Raw genomic sequence first — 21,280 nt, 5'->3', positions numbered from 1 at the left:
GCCCTACGGTGACGCCGTGAGCGATCACTCGGCAGTTCCTGTCCCGGCCTTCGAACCTCCCTACTACGTGGCGGTGTTCACGACCGTGCGGACCCAGGAGCAAAGCGGCTACCGCGAGACCAACGCGCGCATGGAAGAACTGGTGAAGGACATCCCCGGCTACCTGGGGATGGACCACGCGCAGACTCCCGGTGGTCTGGGCATCACCGTCGGGTACTTCCGCGACGCCGACGCCCTCACCCAGTGGCGGAGCAACGCCGAGCACCGCGAGGCCCAGCGGCGGGGGCGGGCCGCGTGGTACCGGAACTACACGCTGCACGTGGCGAAGGTGGAGCGCAGCCACGGGTTCGTGCGCACCGAGGACCCGGTGGCCTGACCGCCGGAAGGGCCGCGGCCGCCGGGCCGCGGTGCTGTCACCGATCGCCTCGCAGGTCCGCGAGCACGGCGTGGGCGACTCTCCGGCCCGAGTGCAGCGCCCCCTGGATGGAACTGGTGTCGCGGTGGTCACCACACACATACCGCCGCTCGCCCGCACGCACGGACTGCTTCAACCGGTGCGGCGCCGTCATGGCGGGCAAGGCCTGCGGGATGTCGTAACGCCGCAGCACTTCCCATCGGCTCGTGTCCGTGCTGTACAGGCTCTTGAGATGCGCGCGGACGTCCTGCTCGTCAGCCTCGCCGAGCACCGAAGCCTGCACCAGTGGGGCGTGCGGCGAGTACGGGCGCGACACCTCCGACATCACCGCGGTGTTCACCACCGGACCACCGCCCGCGTCGACCACCAGGCAGCCGTCCCGCAGCGGGGACCGCGGCGGCCGGAAGTACCAGGTGGTCACCGCGTTCCAGCGGGGCTCGGCCAGTCCCGGCAGCAGCCGGGCCGCGGTCGTGCCGTCCGTGGCGACGACGACCGCGTCGGCGGAGATCCGGCTCCCGTCCTCGAGGTCCACGCCGTCGTCGTGCACGGCCCGCACGGGGGTCTCCAGCCAAACGCTCCGGTCGGGCAGCCTGGCCGCCATCGCCTTCGGCAGCTCGCCCATGCCGAGCGCGGGCACGGCGGCGCCACCACGGGCGAAGCTGCGCCACACCAGGTGGAAGAACCGCGACGACGTCGTCAGCTCCCGCTCCAGGAACACCCCGGACAGGAACGGCCGGAACACCGCGCGCACCGCGCGGTCCGACACACCGAGGCGGCGCAGCTCCTCACGCGTCGTGCGGTCCTGGGCGGCGAGCAGCGGCCGGACCGGCCCGAACGCGTCCGGAGCCGAGAACCGCGCCAGCGCAGCCAGGTCCCGCGCGCCGAGCACGTGCTGGCGCAGCACCCCGTCCCACGCGGACGGGCCGCTGCGGGGATCGGCCAGCAGGTCGTGCCGCCCGTCGTCGTGCACGAACACGCCAGGCCGCAGGTACCGCAGCGGGAACGGACCGAGGTCCAGCCGCTCCAGCTCGGGGTAGGCGGGCAGCAGGACCTGGAACCCGCGGTCGAACCGCACACCGTCCTCGACGTCCGTCCGCACCCGGCCGCCGACCTCGTCACCCGCCTCCAGCACGGTGACCTCGGCACCCGCCGCCGTCAGCTCCAGCGCGGCGCTGAGGCCGGCCAGTCCGGCTCCGACCACGACGATCACGACGTCCTCCTGGGGCGGGCGACCGGGCGCGGGGCCGGTGCGTGGTGGGTGGTGACCGCGCGGCCTCCGGCGGATGACGTCCGCGGGGCGACGCCCGCGACACCGCGGCGGTCCGGGGGACGGTGCGCGGCGGGACCGGCGGCGACCGCCCGGCCGATGGGCACGAGGGAGCTGTTGTCGGGCGCGCGACCGCTCGCGGGCGCCGGAACCGCGGGAGCGTCCGCCCGTCCTGCCGGTACCGCCGCAGCGCCCACCCACCTCGCCGGCACCGCAGAAGCGCGCCCCGCACAACCGCCAACGCGTCCCACCGGCACCACCGCCAGGCCGGCACCGATCACAACGTCCTCCAACGGCGAGCAGCCTCGCGCAGCACGGGCACCCGGCCCTCGGCGGGCACCGTCCACAGGTCCGTCCCCGCCACACCCCACCGCCCGAGCAGGTGGTTGGCCGCGGCGAACCCCGTCGTGGCGGCGCGTTCCATCAGCGCCACCGGCAGGTCGATGCGCGCCAGGTCGCCCGCCAGCACGACGAACTCGTCCGGCGTCGTCACGCCCGGCCGGCGCGCGTACCCGCCGGCGGGGAACAGCGGGCAGTCCTCGCGCAGCTCGTGCCGTTCGTCGACCACGCCGGCCCGCTTGGTCTCCGGGTAGACCTCGGTGAGCTGGGTCCAGAGCCTGGCCCGTGCGGACTCTTCGTCCACATCGGACGGAAGGGCGTACCCGTGCAGCTCCACCACGGAGCCGCCGGTGCGCGCGGCCCACGCCCGCGCTTCGTGCTCGTAGTGGTCGAGGACGCTGATGTTGTCGAGCAGGTCGTGGCCGCCGGTGCCCAGGAAGCCGGGCCGGTCCGGGTCCACCGGGGTGTCCAGCCAGTACCTCGACACGAGGAACCTCGGCGCGGTGCGCAGCTCGCCGATCCGCTCCCGCCACCCGGCGTCGCCGAGCGACGGGGAGGCGCCGACGAGGTCCCGCAGGCCGGGCACGTCGGCTGCGAGCACCACGGCGTCCGCGTCGAGCGAGCCGTCGCCGATGGTGACCGAGAACCGCTTCCGCTCCCCCGCGAGCACCGACCTGACCTCGGTGCCGGTGCACACGGTCGCGCCCAGCGAGGCGAGGTGGCGGCCCAGCGGCTCCCACAGGCCGTGCGGGAACGGGTCCGCGGCCACGTCGAAGAGCAGGCCCTCGGCGGAGCCGAGGAAGTAGATGTGGAACATCACCGCGAGCTCCGCGGCCGACATCCGCGTGGGGTGCGCGAAGAAGCTGCGGGAGAAGACCTCGAACGCCAGCGCGTGCGCTGCCTCGGGGAAGCGGATCCGCTCCAGGTAGGTGGCGGCGTCGAGGCCGTCCAGCTCCTCGTACACCCGCGGCACCGACACGTCGAGCAACGACAGGGCGGCGCGCGCGTTGACCCGGGGCAGGTCCCGCCACCGGAACGTGGGGCTGTTGCGCAGGAACGCGAGCGCGTTCCACGGCACGGTCCTGGGCAGGTCCGCGAAGCCGTCGCGGTGGCCGGAGGCGTGCTGCAGCGGGTAGTCCGGCAGCCCCACCAGCGCACGTCCCGCCGGGTCGGCGCGCCGGAGCAGCGCTCGCAGGTTGTAGTACTGCCGGAAGAACGCGTGGAAGCCGCGCGTCATCGTGACTTCGCTGCCGTCGGCGAGCCTGGTGCTCCAGCCGCCGACGCGGCCTCCGAGGTAGTCCTCCCGCTCGCACAGCACGACCCGTGCGCCGCGTTCGGCCAGCAACGTCGCCGCGGAGAGCCCGGCGATGCCGCCGCCCACCACGACGACGACCGGCGCGTCCCCGGCGAACTGGGCGCGGCCGGCCGGGGCCGGGATCCGCACCGCCCTGCGGTCCCTCACCGCTGGTCCTGTGCCGGTGCGTGCCCGCGGAACGTGTGCACCACGCCGAGCTGCAACCCCGGCACGGGTGCGCTGCGCACGCCGACGAAGCCGTTGCGCCGCAACCGGTCGCGCAACGCCGACGCGCCGTCGAAGTTCATCACGCTGCGCCACAGGTAGGTGTAGAGCGAGCGGTCGCCCGTCGCGAGCCAGCCCGCCGGCACGATGAACCCGCACAGCGCCGTCCACAGCGCGGTGCTCACCGGCGAGTCGCGCACCGAGTACTCGTGCAGCACCAGCGGCGCACCGGGCAGGAGCATGTCGCGGACCCGGCGCAGCGTGGCGTCCGGCTCGGGCAGGTTGCGCACCAGGTAGGCGGCGAACACCGCGTCGAACCGGCCCTCGTCCACGTCCTCCGCGCGGCTGTGCACGAACCTGACCGAGCTCGGCCAGCGCTTCTGCCGTGCCCGCGCGAGCATGCCCTCCGACGCGTCCACGGCGACGATCTCCACGCCCGGCGCGGCCGTGACCAGCGCCGCCGTGGACGCGCCCGTGCCGCAACCGAGGTCGAGCACCCGCATCCCGGGGCGCAGCCCGAGCGCCTGGGCCGAGCGGCGCAGTGCCTGGTGGTAGCCGGGGTTGATCCCGACGAGGAAGTCGTAGCCGCGGGCGGCTCGGTCGAACTTCCCCGGTACCTCAAGCTTGTTCACGTGCCAGCCTTCCCCGCTCCCACAACAACAACACGGCGGTGACCATCGCGAAGCCGTAGAGGAAGTCCTCCACCGGGATGTCCCACGGGATCCGCAGCCCGCTGATGGCCCAGTCCGCGTACAGCACGACAGGCGCGTCGAGCTTCGTCAGCCACCCGTCCACCGGCACCTGGAACCCGAGCACGATCGCCATCGTGACCCAGTAGGCCGGTCGCTTGAACAACCCGGTGCGCAGCACGCACAGCTCCAGCAGCAGCACCACGACCACCGCGGTCAGCGCGGCGAAGAGGTACTCCTCAACCATCGCGCGACCAACGTTCCGCGTGTCCGCGCACGGCCTCGTACGTCAGCACCGCGCAGATGGGGATCGTCACGAAGAACAGGACCTCCTCGATCGGCAGCACCCCGCCGATCAGCACGCCCGTGGTGGCCTCGGGGTGGAAGCTCCAGTGCCCGCGCAGGATCGCGATGACGTCCCACACCGCGAGCACGGCCAACACCGGGGCGATGGCGCGCGCCAGTTCCGGAGCGCGCCGGTAGACGCCGCGGCCCATCCACTCCAGCGGCAACGTGATGAGCACGCACACACCCAGCACCACGAGGTACTCGTACTGGCTTCGCATCGCCAACCTCCCGCACTGACCGTATGGGCGGCGCGGCGGCTCCGCACGACGGCGCGACGGGCTCGCCGTTGATCGGCGGCGTGCGGGAAGGCCAGGAGACCCGCCTACGTGACCTCTTCCTTGGAGATCGCGTAGTAGGCGTCGACGGTGTCGCCGTCGATGCCCACGTAGGCGTCGATCCACCCGGCGGCCGCGCGCACCAGCACGAGCAGCACGTCGAAGTGCTGCTCGCCGGTCAGCGGCCTCAGCGCGGCCGCGACCCGCGGGTCGTCGCCACTGGCCAAGCCGGTCAGCAGCTCCGAGGCCACCCCGGCGGCGTGCGCGCAGGTCTCGTCACCGCCCGGCGCCACGACCGGGATGCGGGCGGACCGGTGCAGCGAGCCGCGGGGCATGCCCCGCAACAGGATGGCCGCGCAGGTGTCGATCGCGACCATCCGCGACCGCTCGCGGGCCACCAGGCCGCGCACGGCCTCCGTGGCCCACACCTGGTCCCGCCGGTTCACCGCGCCCACCGCGGCCAACGTCACACCTCGGGCCTGGACGTCGTCGAGCAGGTCCATCGCCCCTCGTCTCCTCTGCCTCCGGCCCCGGCCGCACACCGCGCAACCAGCACATCCTCGGCCGTCCGGCACGCCCCCGCACCACAACCGGCGCACACTTCACCCGTCCGCCGCACCGCGACCGCGACCTGTCGCCCGTTTGCAGGACCTGGCACCGGGTACCAGATCGGTTCGAGGCACGGACGGAAGGCGCGGAGTGGATCCCAGCTCGTTGCTGTACACCGGAGCCGGCCTGGCCACGCTCGCCGCCGCACTGCTACCCCGGTTGCTCGCCCGCGCGCCGATCTCCATGCCGATGCTCATCCTCGGCGCGGGCGCCCTCACGTTCACGGTCGTCGACCCGTTGCCCGACCCCGATCCCGACGCCCACGGCACCGTGCTCCTGCACCTCACCGAGATCTGCGTGATCATCTCGCTGATGGGCGCGGGCCTCGCGCTGAACCGCGCCGTGAGCCTGCGCGGCTGGGCCAGCACCTGGCGCCTGCTGGCCGTGACGATGCCGCTGTCGATGCTCGCCGTCGGCGTGCTCGGCTGGGCCGCGCTGGGGCTGGGGGTGGCGGCCTCGGTGCTGCTGGCCGCCGCGCTGGCACCCACCGACCCCGTGCTGGCGAGCGAGGTCCAGGTGGCCGAGCCCGCCGAGAACCCCGACACCGACGAGGACGAGGCCCGCTTCGCCCTCACCTCCGAGGCGGGGCTGAACGACGGCCTCGCGTTCCCCTTCACCTACGCCGCCATCGCCATCAGCCTCGCCGGGGTCGCGCCGTCCGCCTGGCTCGGCCACTGGCTCGCCGTGGACGTCCTGTGGCGGGTGGCCTGCGGTCTCGCCATCGGCCTGGCCGTGGGCTGGCTGCTGGGCAAGCTGTTCTTCTCCGTGCCGTCGGACAAGCTCCGCCTCTCCGAGCACGCCGAGGGGTTCGTCGCCTTCGCCGCCACGTTCCTGGCCTACGGGATCACCGAACTGGCCGAGGGCTACGGCTTCCTCGCCGTCTTCGTGTGCGCCTGCACGATCCGCGCCGCCGAGCGCCACCACGGCTACCACCAGGTCCTGCACAGCCACGTGGAACAGGCCGAGCGCCTGCTCACCGTGCTGATCGTGTTCCTGCTCGGCGGCGCCGCGGCCACCGGCCTCCTGGCCGGCCTGACCTGGACCGAGGTCGTCGTCGCCGCGGTGATCCTGCTGGTGGTCCGCCCGCTCACCGGCTGGATCGGCCTGCTGGCGGGCAAGACGGGGCCGCGTGAACGCACCGTCATCGCGTTCTTCGGCGTCCGCGGCGTGGGCTCGCTGTTCTACATCACCTACGCCCTGCAGGAGGGCCAGTTCGACGGCCACGACGCGCTCTGGCGGATCACCGGCCTGGTCGTGATCGGTTCGATCCTGGTCCACGGGCTGTCCGCCACGCCCGTCATGTGGCTGCTGGACCACAAGCGGGAGCAGAAAGCCGCGGTCCGCGGAGACGCGGGCGAGGCGCCGCGCACCCCGGTGTAGGTCCGCGGCGCCGACCGGTTTCACCCCGCGAGCAGGCCGGGCAGGCCCGCGGCCGTGACGAGGGCGGGGTTCTCGAACTTGGTGGCGCGGGAGAAGCGCTCGCCGGCCAGGGTCAGCACCCACAGGCAGTCGGCGCGCAGGACGCCGGAGGGGTCGCGGCGGTAGCCGGCCATGGCGGGCTGGCCGTTGGCACGGGTGGGCAGCATCCGGACCGAGCCGCGCGTCGAGGCGAAAGCCCGTTCCAGGAACGGGATGCACACGTGCACGCCCCGGAACCACACGGGATGCGGCACGGCTTCGAGGCTGAAGTCGTCGTGGATGACGGCGCGGATCGCGGCGGAGTCCCCCGCCACGAACGCCGCGAGGTAGCGGTCGAGCAGCGCGCGTTCGAGTTCCGGGCCGGGCGGCTCCAGGTGCCGGTCGGCCAGGTCCAGCTCGTCCAGCCGCTTGCGGGCGCGTTGCAGGAGGCTCTTCACGGCGGGCGCGCTGACGCCCAGCGCGTCCGCTATCTCCGCGGCGGACCACGAGAGGACCTCGCGCAGCAGCAGCGCCGCACGCTGCCGCACCGGCAGGTACTGCAGCGCCGCGATCAGCGCGAGCCGCACCGACTCGCGCCTGACGACCACTTCGCCCGGCTCGTCCTGGTGCAGCACGGCGTCGGGCAGCGGTTCGAGCCACGCGATGGACTCGTCGGCGTGGACGCGGGTGTCCGGGTCGCTCGCCGGAGCGCCGAGGCCGGCGGGCAGCACCCGCCGGCTCCGGTGGCTCAACGCCGTGACGCAGGTGTTCGTCGCGATGCGGTAGAGCCAGGTCTTGAGCGACGACCGGCCCTCGAAGCCCGCCAGGCCGCGCACCGCGCGCAGGTACGTCTCCTGCACGACGTCCTCGGCGTCCTGGTACGAGCCGGTCATGCGGTAGCAGTGCAGGACCAGCCCGGCGCGCAGCAGGGCGAACTCGTCGTGCAGCCGCACGCCGGTCAACGGTGGGAGCACCTCGGCAGACACGTCACGCTCCTGGTCGCGGTCGTCAACTCCCCATTGGACACCGCCGGCCGGGAGAAGGAACCGCTATCGCGCGAGGTTCATCTCCGCCACGAGCCGGTCGAGCGACTCGCGCATCCCCGCCCGGTGGAAGCGGGGGCCGAACGACACGCGGGCCACGCCCAGCGACCGCAGCGCCGCCAGGTCCAGCTCACCGGTGGTGTTGCCGTTGACCGGTCCCCCGGCGACCAGCGGCACGAGGTTGTCGCGCGTCGAGCCGCCGATCGGGTAGACGCAGTCCACGCCCGCCCGCCGGTAGAGGTCCGCCCGCCGGACCGCCTCGGCCAGGGGGTCGGGGACCCCGCTGGACGGCAGGAAGGTGTCGATCCGCGCGTTGACGACGACCGGGACACCGGCGGCGTCGGCGGCGGCCCGCACCTCGGCGAGCCGGTCCGCCTGCGCCGACGCGTCCACGAGACCGCCGGCCCGGTGGTCGGTGTCCTCCAGGTTGCACCCGACGGCGCCGGCCTCGAGCAGCCTGGCCACCAGCTCGTGCGGTGGCAGGCCGTAGCCCGCCTCGGCGTCCACCGTCACCGGGACCGGCACGGCGGCGGCGATCCGGGCGACGGCCGCGAACATCTCCTGCCAGGGCGCCTTCTCACCGTCCTGGTGGCCGAGCACGTCGGCCACGGCGGCACTCGACGTGGCCACGACGGGGAACCCCGCCTCGACGACGAGCTCCGCGCTGGCCTCGTCCCACGCGTTCGGCAGCACGAGCATCTCGCCGTGGTGCAGCCGGCGCAGCAGATCGGCGTGTTCCTTCACAGCTTTTCCCTTCGTGGGATGGCGGTTCCGGCGAGCGCGCCCGCGACCGCGAGGCCCGCACCGGTCAGGACGGCGGCGGTGAAGCCGCGGGAGAACTCCTCGCTCGACGCGTAGCCGCCGGTCGCCGTGAACCCGACGACCAGGACCGCCACGCCGAACGCGCCGCCGAGCTGGCGCATCGCGCTGAACGCGCCGGAGGCCGTGCCGAGGAACCGCGGCGCCACCGAGGTCAGCACGGCGCTCTGCGCGGCGGGCAGGCACAGCGCGATGCCCGTTCCGGAGAGCACCAGCGGCACCGCGATCGCCAGGTAGCCGACCCCCGGTTCGGCGACCAGCGCGATCCAGAGCAGGGCGAGGGCGTGCAGCCCGAGACCCGCGACGACGAAGGGCCGTTCACCGAACCGGCCGACCCGGCGTCCCACCCACTGCGGGACGACCACCGTCGTCAGTCCCCACGGCATCAGCGCGAGCCCCGCGGCCAGCGGCCCGTAGCCCAGTCCGGTCTGCAGGAACTGCGCCATGAAGAACAGCACCCCGAACGCGGAGCCCCAGTGGCAGAAGATCACGACGTTGGCCGCGGTGAACCCGCGTTCGCGGAACAGGTGCAGGGGCAGCATCGGCTCGGCCGCGCGGCCCTGCCCGCGCACGAACAGCCCGAGGGCCAGCAGCCCGGCCACGGCGGACCCCACCACCTGCGCGCTGGCCCACCCCGCCGTGTTGCCCTGGATCAGCGCCCACATCAGGCCGAGCGTCCCGGTACCCGCCAGCACCACGCCCGGCACGTCGACGGCGCGGTCCGGTCCGCGGCTCTCCTCGACGCGGGTGAGGGTGAGGTGCAGCAGCACCGCCCCGAGCGGCACGTTGACCCAGAAGATCCACGGCCACGAGCCGCCCGCTACCACCGCCCCGCCGAGGAGCGGCCCCAGCGGCACGGCCACCCCGCTCACGCTCGCGAAGACGCCGAGCGCCCCCGGCCGCAGGGCGGGCGGGAAGGCGGCGGTCAGCAACGCCAGGGCCAGCGGCATGATGAACGCGGCCCCGGCGCCCTGGAGCACCCGCCCGGCGATCAGCGTGCCGACGTCCGGTGCCGCCGCGCACACCACCGACGCCACCGCGAACGTGGCGACACCGGCCGCGAACACCCGTCGGCGACCCCACCGGTCCCCGACGGCCGCGGCCGTCATGAGCAGTACGGCGAAGCTCAGCCCGTAGGCGTTGACCGTCCACTCCAGCTCGGTCACCGAGGCGCCGAGGTCCGTCTTGATCGCGGTCAGGGCCGTCGCCACGACCAGCGCGTCGAGGACGACCACCAGCGACGCCATCGAGGTGGTCACGAGCACCCATGTGCGCCGTGATCCCCGCTCGGCCGGTGGCACGCCCGCCTGCTCGGTGCACGTGGACAAATGCGCCTCCTCCGGTTCCCGCCGGCTGGCAGCAGCCGACGTCCGACACCTTCGGAGGTGTGGACCTCACGAGGTGGCGCGAGGAATCGCGGATCAGCTCGCGGAACCGGGCTGACCGGACGGCGCGACCTCGCCGGGCGCGCGGCGCAGGTCCTCAAGACCGCCGCGGACGTCGTCCATCGCGATCTGCTCCGCCGTGACCGAGTCACCGGCCCGCAACGCCCGGACGAGCGCCCGGTGCCCGGCGTAGCGGTCGAGCCCGAACCGGTGGTCGGCGAGCACCCGCTCCACCACCCGGGTCCGCCGCTCCACACGGGTGAAGACCCTGGTCTGGTCCAGCAGCCGGGCCAGGACGGCGTTGCCCGCACACGCGACGACCGCGTCGTTGAAGCGTTGCATGGTGTCGAGCAGCGCGTTCAGGTGCTTCTGGACGGGACGGCCCTCGGCGTCGCGCTGCTTGATGACGATCAGCAGGTCGTCGGCCTCGTCGAGGAGGGCGTCGAGCCGGTCGAGCCGGTCGGGGGTCGCGCGCCGGGCGGCGAAGCGGGCGATGAGGCCGCGCAGGGCGATCTCGACCTCGGCCAGGTCCTCGACGGCCGCGGTGCCGATGTCCGCGACGACGACCGTGCGCGGGCCGATGCGCTTGATCAGGCCGTCCTGCTCCAGGCGGCGGATGGCCTCGCGGACCGGGGTCGGGCTCATCGACAGGCGCTCGGCGAGGCCGCGCTCGGTGATCTTCTGGTTGGGGGCCAGCTCACCGGCGGTGATGGCGTCCTGGACCGAGCGGTAGGCCCGGTCGGCCAGCGTGTCACGAGAGTCGGCCGTCACGAGGTTCGATACTACGCCGAAACCGTAAGCTATTGCTTGACTGCTTTGCTATAGCATCTTACGGTGAGGCGGCCCTCAAGCCAACGGAGGCTTCCGTGCCAGCGATCACCACGCCGGTGGACCGGCGACTCACCCGGCGCATCACGTTCTTCGTCGCACTGGCCGTCTTCGCCCAGGAGACGACCTGGGACTTCTACGACGCCCAGGTGCCGCCGCTGCTGCGGGAGCACATCACGAGCACGGCGGTCGTCGGCCTGGTCATGGGCATGGACAACCTGCTCGGCATCTTCGTGCAGCCCTGGATCGCCCACCGCTCGGACAACACGCGGACGCGCTGGGGGCGCCGCATCCCCTACCTGGCGGTGGGCATGCCCCTCGCGGCGGTGCTGTTCGTGCTGATCCCGCTCGCGACCGCGCTGCCGGCGCTGATCGCGGTCATCTTCGTCTACTCGCTGGTGGGCAACAGCTTCAAGCCGATCGCGCAGGCGTTGCTGCCCGACTTCATCGCGCCGGACCGGCGGGGCAGGGCGAACGCCGTCGTCAAGATCGCCTCGGGACTCACCGTCATCGTCTCGGCCGTCGTCAGCGCGCTGCTGGTGGACGACCACCCGAAGCTCGCGTTCACCGTGCCGGCCGTGCTCATGCTGGTGTGCGCCGCCGTTCTGGTGTCACGGGTGCGCGACAGCACGTCGAGTGCCTACCGGCTCGCGCTCACCGAGGACACCGCGACCGAGCCGGTCACCCGGCTGCGCGACGTGGCCCTGGACGTCCTGCGCGACCGCGACCGCAGCCGGCTCCTCGTCGTCACCGCGGTGCTGCTGTTCGCGTCCGCCTGGTTCTCCTCGCGCGCCCTGTTCACCCCGTACGGCATGGAGGCGCTCGGGCTGTCGCGGGGCGCGGCGGGCTCGCTGACGTTCCCCAGCGGGGTGGCCTTCCTCGTCGCCGCCTACCCCGCGGCGCTGCTCGCCGAACGGATCGGGCGGATCCGGACGATGACCATCGGCATGGCCGTGTTCGGCGTCTCGCTCGCCGCCGGCACCCTCGTGCCGACGCCGGCGGCCACCGTCGCCGCCTTCTGCCTCGCCGCCGCCGGCGCGTCCGGGTTCCTCATCAACGCCGCCGTCGTGCTGTGGAACCTGGCGCCGTCCGCCCGCGTGATCGGGGTCTACACGACCCTGTACACGGTCAGCTGGGCGGCCGGCGGGTTCATCGGCCCCGGCGTGGTCGGCGCGATGGTCGACCTCACCGGCTGGCGGTTCATGCTCCTCGACATCGCCGTCGTCACCGCGCTCGCCACCGCGGTGGTCCTGCGCGTCGCCGTCCTGAGCCGCCGGCACGCGACCTCGCTGTAGAAACCGTTCGACCGGAAGGAAAACCACGCGATGAGCGCTCCCACCGGGGCCGTCCGCGTCCTGTCGCCCACCGGCATGCTCGGCGCCGGGTTCGCGGAGTCCACAGTGGACCGCGGACTCGAGCTCGGCGCCGACGTCATCTCCGTCGACGCCGGGTCGACCGACTCCGGCCCGCACTACCTCGGGTCGGGCACCGCCAAGACCACCGCCGCCGCCGTCGCGCGCGACCTGCGGATCCTGCTCCGCGCCGCGGCCAGGGCGAAGATCCCCCTGGTCGTCGGGTCCTGCGGCACCGGCGGCACCGACTCGGGAGTCGAGCAGGTCGCCCGGATCGTCGACGAGGTCCTGCGGGAGGAGGACCTCGGCCTGTCCGTGGCGACGATCCGCAGCGAGCAGAGCGCCGAGTTCGTCAAACAACGGCTGCGCGAGGGCGCGGTCCACCCGCTGGCGCCGGCCACCGCGCTCGACGAGGCCACTGTGGACAGCTGCACCCACGTCGTCGGGATGATGGGGCACGAACCCATCGAGGCGGCCCTGCGCGCGGGAGCCGACGTGGTGCTCGCCGGCCGCGCGACGGACACCGCCGTCGCCGCCGCGTTCCCGCTGATGAAGGGCATGCCGGCCGGTCCGGTGTGGCACGCGGCGAAGATCGTCGAATGCGGCGGGCAGTGCACGACGAACCCGCGCACCGGTGGCGTGCTCGCCACGATCGACCACTCGGGCTTCACCATCGAGCCGCTGGACCCCGACGCCGCGTGCACGCCGATCTCCGTTGCCGCGCACATGCTCTACGAGACGGTGAACCCGTTCCGGATGCGCGAGCCCGCCGGCGAGCTGGACGTCACCGGCGCCGTCTACACCGCCGTCGACGACCGGGTGGTGCGCGTGGAGGGTTCGCGGTTCCACCCCGCCGACCAGCACACCGTCAAGCTGGAGGGCGCCCGGATCACCGGCTACGAGACGATGTCGTTCACCGCGATCCGCGACGAGCACATCATCGCGAACATCGAGGCCTGGACCGAGCTGTTCACCGAGGTCCTCACCGGCCGCGTCGAGCAGACGCTCGGCCTCGACGGCACCGAGTACTCCTTCGACCTGCGGCGCTACGGCTACGACGCCGTGCTGGGAGGACTGGACCCCGCGGTCCGGCCGCCGCGCGAGATCGGCGTGATGCTGCTGGTCCGCGCGCGGACCCAGGAGCTCGCGACGGCCGTCGCGAAGGTCGCCAACCCGCTGATGCTGCACCTGCCGACCCCGGACATGGCCTACCTGCCGAGCCTCGCGTTCGCGTACTCCCCCGCCGAGACCGAGCGCGGCGCGGTCTACGAGTTCGCGCTCCACCACGTCGTCGACACCCGCACCCCCACCGAGATGTTCCGCACCGACCACCGGAAGGCGCCGGCCCGTGACTGACCAGACGTTGGGAGACCTCGCGCTGGAGGTCCGCTCGAAGAACGCCGGACCGTTCTGGGTGACGATGGAGCTGTTCCTGCGCGACGACGCGGGCTACGCGCTGGCCGCTTCGCCGGAGATCGTCAACGAGCAGGTCGTCGCCTCGCTCTACGACGTGCGCGCCGAGGACGTCCAGATATTCCGGATCCCGTCGCTGCACGTCGTCAAGATCTCGTTCCCCCGGCCGGTCCCCCAGGGCGGGCTGCGGGATCGCGACATCCACGCCGGGCAGCACCACGTGCCGCTGGCGGCACTGGCCGCGGTGCTACCGGGCTGAGTCGAGCATCCGCCGGGCGCGCGGGAAGTCGCGCAGCTCGGCGGACAGCAGCTCGAGCGCCGGTACCAGGACCCCGGCGGGCACCCCGCGGGCCGCCAGCACGTCGCCGGTCCAGGCCATGAACGCCCGGAACAGCTCCTCGTCGTCCACGTACAACGCGGTCGCCAGGAACTCGACGATGTGCTTGAGGTCTTCGGCCGTGTGCTGGCGCTGCTGGTCGTCGTAGGACCTCATCGCGGGCACGCGGTCCTCCAGCGCCCGGTACACCGTGCGCACCAGGTTGGCGGAGCCTCGGGTGACCAGCGTGTACTCCTGGTCGAGGAGGTGCGGCAGGTCCTCGATCGGCTGGTGCGGCGGGCTGGGCGCCGGGAGCTGCCGCGCGATGAGCATGTCCGCCGCCTCGCGGGCGTCGGCCGCCCACGCGTTCGCGCCGAACCGGCGGGCGTACTTGCCGTTCTCGCCGAACGCCGCGCCGCCCACCATCACCGGCACGCCCGCGGCCTGGCAGGCGGTCATGGTGGCGTGCGCGACGGGCAGGCGCGTCGCGATCGAGCTCGACAACGCCACCACGTCCGGCCCGGTGCGGTGCAGGTGGGTGATCAGGTGCGGGGTCGGCACCTGCGCCCCGAGGTAGTCGACCCGGAACCCGCGCACCGACAGCACCTCCGCGAGCAGCCGCGCGGGCAGCGCGTGCCACTCGCCGTCGACGCACGCGACGGTGACGCGACCGCGCGTCGGCTCCCGGTAGGGGCGGCTGACCGACAGAGCGGAGACGGCGCGCTCGTTGATGGCGGTGATCGCGTGCTCCTGGGCGACGCTGATCCGGTTCGCCGCCCACTCCGCGCCGACGCGGCGCTGCACGGCACCGATCACGTCGAGCAGCACGAACTCGTGCGGCTCGTGCTCGGCCACCTTGAGCACGATGTCGGTGGCCCTGCGCTCGTCGCCGTCGAGCGCGGCCGCCCAGAGGTCGTCGGCCCAGGACGTGTCCGCCGCGTCCACGAGAAGTGTCACCTCCGGCGCGGCGCCGTGATCGCGACCACCGCCATGTCGTCGTGCGTCCCACTGCCGATCCATTGCGCGGCAAGCATGTGCACGTGTTCGACGAGCGCTTCGGCGGGCATGCCGCCGCACTCCTCCAGTGCGCGCAGCAGCCGTTCCTCGCCGAACTCCTCGTCGCCCAGCGGCCCGCCGACGGCCTCGGTGATGCCGTCGGTGTGCAGCAGGCACGAGTCGCCCGGGGCCAGCACCACCTCGTCGGTCGTCGTGACGATCTCGGGCAGGAGCCCGACGAGCGTGCCGCGGGTCTTGGCCGCCCGCACCTCGCCGTTCGCCCGCACGATCAACGCCGGCGGGTGACCGCCCGAGGTGAGCCGCACGTGCAGCCCTTCCTCGCAGGACTTGACGGTGGCGACGACGACCGTGATGAACCGTCCGCGGTCCGTGGTGAGCACGGCCTTGTTGAGCGAACGTAGCAACTGGTCGTGATCGGCGACCACGGGCAGCAGGGCGTGCACGGTCGTGCGGACCTGACCGGTCTGCACGGCTGCGTCGAGCCCCTTGCCGCACACGTCGCCAAGCACGACGAACAGCTCGCCGTTCTCCCGCTCGTGCACGTCGTAGAAGTCGCCGCCGACCTGCTCGGTGTCCTGCGCGGCGCGGTACCGGCCCGCCAGGTCGACGGAGTCGTACCGGCGCAGCACGGGCGGCAGCAGGTCCCTGGTCAGGCGCTCGGTGATGGCGGCCTGCCGGGTGAACAGCCACGCCGCCGACATCGCCACACCGGCACGGGAGGCGAAGAGGCGTGCGAACGCCTCCTCGTCCTCGGCGAAGTGCCGGTCGCGGCGCATCAGGATCAGCGCGCCGGCCGGCACGCCGTGCCCCGGCAGCGGCGTCACCACGATCGACGTGGCGCCGTGGGCCAGCCAGCCGGGCGCGGCGGCCGGGTCGATCCAGCGCGACGGCACCGGCGGGAAACCCCGCAGCGCCTCGCTGAGCCCCACGACCTCCTCGACGTCGATGCGCCGCAGCTCGTGGGTGGGCGCCTCACCGCGCACGCACCGGGTCACCGGGTGACCATCGGTGGTGCCGGGAGCGATGACCAGCACGTCGTCCGCGAGGTGGGTGGAGGCGAGCTCGGCGACGACCCGCATGCAGCGTTCGGGGTTGAGCGAGGTCATCAGCACGGTTGACATCCGGGTCAGCAGCTCGGCGCGATGCCGCTCCAGCCGCAGGTCGGTGTCGTCCAGCAGCCACCACGTGACCTCGCCGCTGCTGTGGTCGACCCGGTGCGCGGCATAGCTGCGCTCCGAGATGAGCACGGAGTCACCGTGCTGCCACCTCGGTTCGATGTCTGCCGGCAGGAGCACCTTCGCCGCGTCGTTCATCGAATGGACGACCCCGGCGGCGTTGACGACGATTGCCGGGCACGGCGAGTGCAGCCAGCTCTGGACCGCGACCACGTGCTGGAGTGTTCCACCCGTTCTGGATCAAGAACAACGTTTGAGGGCGTGTCGCAGTGGGTAGGACCTGGACCAACGGCCTCGAAGGGCGCGTCGGGAGCCGACTCACCTCGCGGTCTTCCCGCTCTGGATGCTTCCCATCACCCGAAGGCAGTACACCTGGCGTGATCCACGACACCGGAGCGCGCCCCGACAAAGCGGGGTACAGTCCGCTTATGTAAGCGGACCACACCCCGCTTGATTCGCGGGCTTCGCAGAGGAGTCAGGGATGACGCACATCGGGATCATCATCGGCAGCACCCGCCCCGGCCGGAACGGCGAGCAGGTGGCCAGGTGGGTGCTCGAGCACGCGGAGCGGCGCACCGACGCGACCTTCGAGCTGGTCGACCTCAGGGACCACCCGCTGCCCCACCTCGACGAGCCGGTGCCGCCGATGATGCAGCAGTACCAGCACGACCACACGAAGGAGTGGTCCGCCAAGATCGCGGGCTTCGACGGCTTCGTCATGGTCACGCCCGAGTACAACCACTCCACGTCCGGCGTGCTCAAGAACGCCATCGACTACCTGCACCACGAGTGGAACAACAAGGCCGTCGGCTTCGTCTCCTACGGCTCCGTCGGCGGCGCCAGGGCCGTGGAGCACCTGAGGCTGGTCGCGGGCGAGCTCAAGCTCGCGGACGTGCGCACCAGCGTGTCGCTGTCGCTGTTCCACGACTTCACCGACTACACCGACTTCCAGCCCTCCGACGTGCAGGCCGCCACGCTCGGCACCATGCTCGACGAGCTCGTCGCCTGGAGCGGCGCGCTGGCACCCCTTCGCGATGGCCAGCTCACCGCGCAGCAGGCCTGACCGGCCGCGACCGGTGGGCGGCGGGCACGCCGCGGACCCCGTCGCGCTGCCGCTCACCCGCTCCCGCGGGGAGCGGGCGGACGCCGCGCGCAACCGCGCCCACCTGATCGACGTCGCCCGCCGGATGGTGGCGGAGCTCGGCGTCGACAAGGTCACCATGGACGGTCTCGCCGAGCGGGCCGGGCTCGGCAAGGGCACGGTGTTCCGCCGCTTCCACACCCGTGCGGGCATCTTCTTCGCGCTGTTCGACGAGGAGGAACAGCGGTTCCAGCAGCGGGTGATGAGCGGGCCGCCGCCGCTGGGCCCCGGCGCGCCGGCGGTCGAGCGGCTGGTGGCGTTCGGCCGGGCGCGGCTCGAGTTCCTCGCCGAGCACACCGCCCTGGCCCGCGCCGCGTTCGACCCCGGCCGGCCGAACCTCGTGGGCGACAGCCCGTCGCTGTTCCACGTGCAGATGCTGCTGAGCGAGGCGTGCCCGGACGTGGCCGCGAGCGGAACGCTCGCGGTGCAGCTCGTCGCCGCCCTGGAAGGACCGGTCCTGCTGTACCTCCAGGCGCCGGACGACGCGCCCGGCCCCGCCCCCCTCATCGGCACCCTGGCCGACAGCTGGCAGGTCCTGGTCGAACGCGTCTGCGACGGGGGGCACACCCCAGGTCGTTCCCAGTAGTTGAACGCTCATCCGCATGGGTGACGGCGGAAGGTAGCGTCCCCCCGAACGTTCCAGGGAGGAGACGCACCGTGCGCCGTCGTAAGCGTGGCACCACTGTTGCCGCGATCGCGCTGTCCAGCCTCATGGTGGTGAGCGCCTGCGCGAAGGACTCCGGTGGTGGCGACAGCGGCCCGGCCGACGCCTCGGGCTCGGGGTGCGAGTTCGCCCCGCCGCCCAGCGCCGTGGCCGCCACGAGCAGCACCGCCGCCACCGGCGAGAAGGTCGACGGGAGCGCGCTGAAGGTCGGGCTGGCCTACGACATCGGCGGGCGTGGCGACGCGTCCTTCAACGACCTCGCCGCCGCCGGGTTCGACCAGGCGATCAGGGACCTGGGGGTCAAGAAGGAGAACAGCCGCGAGGTCTCGGCCGCGCCCAACGAGGACGAGTCCGCCAAGCAGACCCGGCTGCGGCAGCTCGCGTCCGAGGGCTTCAACCCGATCGTGGGCGTCGGCTTCGCCTACACCGAGGCGCTCAGGGCGGTCGCGCCGGAGTTCCCGGACGTCCGGTTCGGCCTCGTCGACTCGGCGGTGGAGGGCGCGGCGAACGTGACGCCGCTGGTGTTCGCCGAGCAGGAGGGGTCGTTCCTCGCCGGTGTCGTCGCGGCGTACCAGAGCAGGAAGTGCCACGTCGGTTTCGTGGGCGGCGTCGACATCCCGCTGATCCAGAAGTTCGAGGCCGGCTACTACCAGGGTGCGAGGACGGCCGCGCCGAAGATCCGGCTCGACAAGAAGTACATCACCCCCGCGGGTGACTTCACCGGGTTCCAGGACCCGCCCAAGGGCCAGGAGGCCGCGAAGGGCCTGATCGACAAGGGCGCGGACGTCGTCTACCCCGCCGCGGGCGCGTCCGGCATCGGCGTGTTCGCCGCGGTGAAGCAGGCGGGCGTGCTGGCGATCGGGTGCGACGCCGACCAGTACAACCAGCCGGCGCTCGCGAACAACCGGGACGTGATCGTCGCGTCGAGCCTCAAGCGCGTGGACGTCGCGGTGTACGACTTCATCCGCGCCGCCGCGAAGAAGGACCTGGCGTCGTTGCCGAAGGTGTTCGACCTGAAGGTCAACGGCGTCGGCTACGCGACCTCCGGTGGCAAGATCGACGCGACGCTCCAGGGCATCCTCGAGGGGTACAAGGCGCAGATCATCGAGGGCCGGATCAAGGTCGCCGACAAACCGTGATCCGTCAACATCTCCGAGGTTGACCGATGCGGTGAGTGGGAATACCGGAGGCACTTGACCGCCGACGGGAAGGGCCGCCATGTCCGTGTCCGCCCACGACCGCGTGCTCGCGGACCGCTACGAGCTCGCCGAAGTGCTGGGTGCGGGAGGCATGGCCGAGGTCCGGCGCGCCTGGGACACGCGCCTGCACCGCCACGTCGCGGTGAAGCTGTTCCAGGCGGGCTCGGAGATCTGCCACGAACGGCGGTTCGACAACGAGATCAAGACCCTCGCCGCGCTGTCGCACCCGCGCCTCGTGCAGGTGCACGACGCGGGGACCAGCGGCGGCACCCCGTTCGTGGTGCTGCAGCTCGTCGAGGGCCGCACGTTGCGCGGCCGCATCGACGAAGGTCCGCTCACCGTCGAGGAGGTCCGCGAGCTCGGCGCCGAGCTCGCGGACGCGCTCGCCTACGTCCACGAGATGGGCGTCGTGCACCGCGACGTCAAACCGTCCAACATCCTGCTCGACCAGGACGGCAACGCCCACCTGGCCGACTTCGGCCTGGCCAGGCTGATCGGCGCGACCCGGTTCACCAGGACCGACCAGCTCGTGGGCACCGCCGCCTACCTCGCTCCGGAGCAGGTGCGCGGTGACGCGTTCGACTACGCGGTGGACGTCTACGCGCTCGGCCTGGTGCTGCTCGAGTGCCTCACCGGCCGGCGCGAGTTCGAGGGCAGCGAGATCGAGGCCGCGGTCGCCCGGCTGCACCGCAGGCCCATGATCCCCGCCGGGCTGCCCGCGGACCTCCGGCGGCTGCTGACGCTGATGACCTCGCTGTCGCCGCGCCGCCGCCCGGCCGCCGCCGAGTGCGCGCAGATCCTGCGCAACCCCGACGGCTCGTCCACCCGGCTGGGCGCGGCCGTGCGCCGCCGCCGACCGGCCGGCCTGCTCACGGCCTCGGGCGCGGTGGCGCTGCTCACCGCGGCCGGCATCACCGCCGCCGTGCTGTCGCAGCCGCCCACCGGCGAGTCCGCGCCGCCCACCCAGACGCCACCGTCCGCGACCGCCACGCCCGAGGCGGCGGGGCCGGTCACGACCCAAGCCGTGGTGCCCGTCACGACGGAGGCGCAGACGACCGGTTCACCGCAGCAGCAGGTCGCGCCCCCGGTGGTGCCGGTGGACGCGAAGGCGCCGCTCCCGTCGGCGCCGAAGGACGAGCAGGACAAGGGTCCCGGCAAGAACAGCGGCAAGGGGAAAAGCCGTCCGAACAACGGCTGAACCGCCTGGTGGTCGTACGATGCGCTCAACGAGCGTCAAGCAGCTGGCGCCTTGACTCCACCTGCTGACCGAGGAGTGCCGCGGCATGGCCGACTACGAGCGACCGGGATCAGTGCGATCGATCGACGGTGATCGCCCCGACCCGCTGGCACGCCTGGACGAGACCACCGAAGCGCTGACGGCGCTGCACAACGCGGTCTCCGGTGAAGAGGCCATCGACGACGCCTTGCAGCGCGTCGCGGAGACGGCCGTGCGAGCCGTGCCCGACGCCGACGCGGTGACGGTCTCGGTGGTGAACGAGGACCAGCCGCGCACCGCCGCGGCCACCGAACGCCGCTTGGTCGACCTCGACGAGAAGCAGTACAGCTCCGGCCGCGGACCGTGCCTTGAGGCAGCCAAGACGCTCACCGCCGTGCGGGCGGTGATCGGCGAGAACCGCGACAGGTGGCCGGAGTTCGAGGCCGCGGCCGCCGTGGCCGGGGTGTGCGCGTACCTGTCGGTCCCGGTCGTCCTGCCGGCCACCGACGACGCCGAGGCCAGGCACATCGGCTCGGTCAACATCTACAGCTACACGGCGGCGGCCTTCGACCCGTTCGACGAGGGGCTCATGACGCTGTTCACCACCGCCGCCTCCTCGTCGATCATCAACGGCCAGCGGTGGCAGCACTCGCGCACCCAGGTCAAGCAGCTGGAGAGGGCGCTCCACTCGCGCGCCGTGATCGACCAGTCGAAAGGGGTGCTGATGGCGGTGCACGCGTGCACCGCCGACGAGGCGTTCACGATGCTGGTGGACCGGTCGCAGCGGGAGAACAGGAAGCTCCGCGACGTCGCGGCGGACCTGCTCGCCTCGGTCCGGCGGACCTGAGGGAGC

At 72.7% G+C, this 21,280-nt stretch carries 22 protein-coding genes; 10 read left to right on the top strand and 12 right to left on the bottom strand.

The genetic code is table 11. The features are described 5' to 3' along the window. Positions 1 to 16: 16 nt before the first annotated feature. A complete protein-coding gene (locus tag BMW88_RS16130; RefSeq protein WP_177221127.1) occupies positions 17 to 376 on the top strand; it encodes an antibiotic biosynthesis monooxygenase family protein in 360 nt (119 codons plus the stop codon). A 37-nt stretch (positions 377 to 413) separates the two neighbouring features. Here the strand turns inward: BMW88_RS16130 and BMW88_RS16125 are convergent, their stop codons facing one another. The 6 genes from BMW88_RS16125 to BMW88_RS43275 form a co-directional block, all read right to left on the bottom strand. Beyond that, positions 414 to 1,625, bottom strand: coding sequence for an NAD(P)/FAD-dependent oxidoreductase (locus BMW88_RS16125; RefSeq protein WP_089951523.1), 1,212 nt, complete (start codon positions 1,623 to 1,625; stop codon positions 414 to 416). A 334-nt stretch (positions 1,626 to 1,959) separates the two neighbouring features. Continuing rightward, positions 1,960 to 3,483, bottom strand: coding sequence for an FAD-dependent oxidoreductase (locus tag BMW88_RS16120; protein WP_089951522.1), 1,524 nt, complete (start codon positions 3,481 to 3,483; stop codon positions 1,960 to 1,962). Then, positions 3,480 to 4,172, bottom strand: a complete 693-nt coding sequence (locus BMW88_RS16115) for a class I SAM-dependent methyltransferase (protein WP_089951521.1) — start codon at positions 4,170 to 4,172, stop codon at positions 3,480 to 3,482. Before BMW88_RS16115 ends, BMW88_RS16120 begins: the two co-directional genes overlap by 4 nt. Continuing rightward, the gene (locus BMW88_RS16110; protein WP_089951520.1) at positions 4,159 to 4,476 is read right to left on the bottom strand and encodes a lycopene cyclase domain-containing protein; all 318 of its coding nucleotides are present in this window, start codon (positions 4,474 to 4,476) and stop codon (positions 4,159 to 4,161) included. The genes BMW88_RS16115 and BMW88_RS16110 overlap by 14 nt, the downstream gene beginning before the upstream one ends. Further along, positions 4,469 to 4,795, bottom strand: a complete 327-nt coding sequence (locus tag BMW88_RS16105) for a lycopene cyclase domain-containing protein (protein ID WP_089951519.1) — start codon at positions 4,793 to 4,795, stop codon at positions 4,469 to 4,471. Before BMW88_RS16105 ends, BMW88_RS16110 begins: the two co-directional genes overlap by 8 nt. A gap of 104 nt (positions 4,796 to 4,899) precedes the next feature. Continuing rightward, positions 4,900 to 5,355, bottom strand: coding sequence for a hypothetical protein (locus BMW88_RS43275; protein WP_245777821.1), 456 nt, complete (start codon positions 5,353 to 5,355; stop codon positions 4,900 to 4,902). A 211-nt stretch (positions 5,356 to 5,566) separates the two neighbouring features. On the opposite strand from BMW88_RS43275, the gene BMW88_RS16095 reads away from it, so the two are divergent. Further along, positions 5,567 to 6,841, top strand: a complete 1,275-nt coding sequence (locus BMW88_RS16095; protein WP_245777820.1) for a cation:proton antiporter — start codon at positions 5,567 to 5,569, stop codon at positions 6,839 to 6,841. 20 nt (positions 6,842 to 6,861) lie between these two features. On the opposite strand, the gene BMW88_RS16090 is transcribed toward BMW88_RS16095, so the two are convergent. The 4 genes from BMW88_RS16090 to BMW88_RS16075 all read right to left on the bottom strand — a co-directional run bounded on the left by BMW88_RS16090 (position 6,862) and on the right by BMW88_RS16075 (position 10,877). After that, positions 6,862 to 7,845: an RNA polymerase subunit sigma-70 gene (locus BMW88_RS16090; RefSeq protein WP_245777819.1), complete on the bottom strand. Its 984-nt coding sequence runs from the start codon at positions 7,843 to 7,845 to the stop codon at positions 6,862 to 6,864. A 63-nt stretch (positions 7,846 to 7,908) separates the two neighbouring features. Continuing rightward, positions 7,909 to 8,646 carry an isocitrate lyase/PEP mutase family protein gene (locus BMW88_RS16085; RefSeq protein WP_281249406.1) on the bottom strand — a complete coding sequence of 246 codons (738 nt, stop codon included), beginning with the start codon at positions 8,644 to 8,646 and terminating at the stop codon, positions 7,909 to 7,911. Continuing rightward, a complete protein-coding gene (locus BMW88_RS16080) occupies positions 8,643 to 10,049 on the bottom strand; it encodes an MFS transporter (protein WP_245777818.1) in 1,407 nt (468 codons plus the stop codon). Before BMW88_RS16080 ends, BMW88_RS16085 begins: the two co-directional genes overlap by 4 nt. A 93-nt stretch (positions 10,050 to 10,142) precedes the next feature. Then, positions 10,143 to 10,877, bottom strand: a complete 735-nt coding sequence (locus BMW88_RS16075) for a GntR family transcriptional regulator (RefSeq protein WP_089951516.1) — start codon at positions 10,875 to 10,877, stop codon at positions 10,143 to 10,145. 95 nt (positions 10,878 to 10,972) lie between these two features. On the opposite strand from BMW88_RS16075, the gene BMW88_RS16070 reads away from it, so the two are divergent. Genes BMW88_RS16070 through BMW88_RS16060 form a run of 3 tightly spaced genes read left to right on the top strand, consistent with a single transcriptional unit; the run spans position 10,973 to position 13,958 of the window. Next, positions 10,973 to 12,229 (top strand): MFS transporter, encoded by a 1,257-nt coding sequence (locus BMW88_RS16070; RefSeq protein WP_245777817.1) that lies wholly within the window; start codon positions 10,973 to 10,975, stop codon positions 12,227 to 12,229. A 30-nt stretch (positions 12,230 to 12,259) separates the two neighbouring features. Further along, a complete protein-coding gene (locus BMW88_RS16065; protein WP_089951515.1) occupies positions 12,260 to 13,642 on the top strand; it encodes an acyclic terpene utilization AtuA family protein in 1,383 nt (460 codons plus the stop codon). Next, complete coding sequence (locus tag BMW88_RS16060; protein ID WP_089951514.1) at positions 13,635 to 13,958, top strand: DUF4387 domain-containing protein; 324 nt, start codon at positions 13,635 to 13,637, stop codon at positions 13,956 to 13,958. The genes BMW88_RS16065 and BMW88_RS16060 overlap by 8 nt, the downstream gene beginning before the upstream one ends. Here BMW88_RS16060 and BMW88_RS16055 read toward each other — a convergent pair. After that, entirely contained in the window at positions 13,947 to 14,960 is a 1,014-nt protein-coding gene (locus BMW88_RS16055; RefSeq protein WP_245777816.1) for a cobalamin B12-binding domain-containing protein, read from the bottom strand. The two genes, BMW88_RS16060 and BMW88_RS16055, sit on opposite strands and share 12 nt — an antisense overlap. 8 nt (positions 14,961 to 14,968) lie before the next feature. Further along, positions 14,969 to 16,420: a PP2C family protein-serine/threonine phosphatase gene (locus tag BMW88_RS16050; RefSeq protein ID WP_245777815.1), complete on the bottom strand. Its 1,452-nt coding sequence runs from the start codon at positions 16,418 to 16,420 to the stop codon at positions 14,969 to 14,971. Between the two features lie 268 nt (positions 16,421 to 16,688). On the opposite strand from BMW88_RS16050, the gene BMW88_RS16045 reads away from it, so the two are divergent. The 5 genes from BMW88_RS16045 (at position 16,689) to BMW88_RS16025 (ending at position 21,274) form a co-directional block, all read left to right on the top strand. Beyond that, positions 16,689 to 17,270: an NADPH-dependent FMN reductase gene (locus BMW88_RS16045; protein ID WP_089951512.1), complete on the top strand. Its 582-nt coding sequence runs from the start codon at positions 16,689 to 16,691 to the stop codon at positions 17,268 to 17,270. Then, complete coding sequence (locus BMW88_RS16040; RefSeq protein WP_089951511.1) at positions 17,242 to 17,934, top strand: TetR/AcrR family transcriptional regulator; 693 nt, start codon at positions 17,242 to 17,244, stop codon at positions 17,932 to 17,934. The genes BMW88_RS16045 and BMW88_RS16040 overlap by 29 nt, the downstream gene beginning before the upstream one ends. Before the next feature lie 125 nt (positions 17,935 to 18,059). After that, positions 18,060 to 19,151 (top strand): BMP family lipoprotein, encoded by a 1,092-nt coding sequence (locus BMW88_RS16035; protein WP_089951510.1) that lies wholly within the window; start codon positions 18,060 to 18,062, stop codon positions 19,149 to 19,151. A 79-nt stretch (positions 19,152 to 19,230) separates the two neighbouring features. Continuing rightward, a complete protein-coding gene (locus BMW88_RS16030; RefSeq protein WP_089951509.1) occupies positions 19,231 to 20,409 on the top strand; it encodes a serine/threonine-protein kinase in 1,179 nt (392 codons plus the stop codon). An 85-nt stretch (positions 20,410 to 20,494) separates the two neighbouring features. Then, on the top strand, positions 20,495 to 21,274 hold the full coding sequence (locus tag BMW88_RS16025) for a GAF and ANTAR domain-containing protein (protein ID WP_089951508.1): 780 nt from the start codon (positions 20,495 to 20,497) through the stop codon (positions 21,272 to 21,274). Positions 21,275 to 21,280: the final 6 nt, after the last annotated feature.

This window comes from Lentzea xinjiangensis (assembly GCF_900110955.1).
Taxonomy (GTDB): domain Bacteria; phylum Actinomycetota; class Actinomycetes; order Mycobacteriales; family Pseudonocardiaceae; genus Lentzea; species Lentzea xinjiangensis.
Note: the sequence above shows the minus strand (reverse complement) of the source record. Positions and strands in the feature narration are given on the sequence as shown.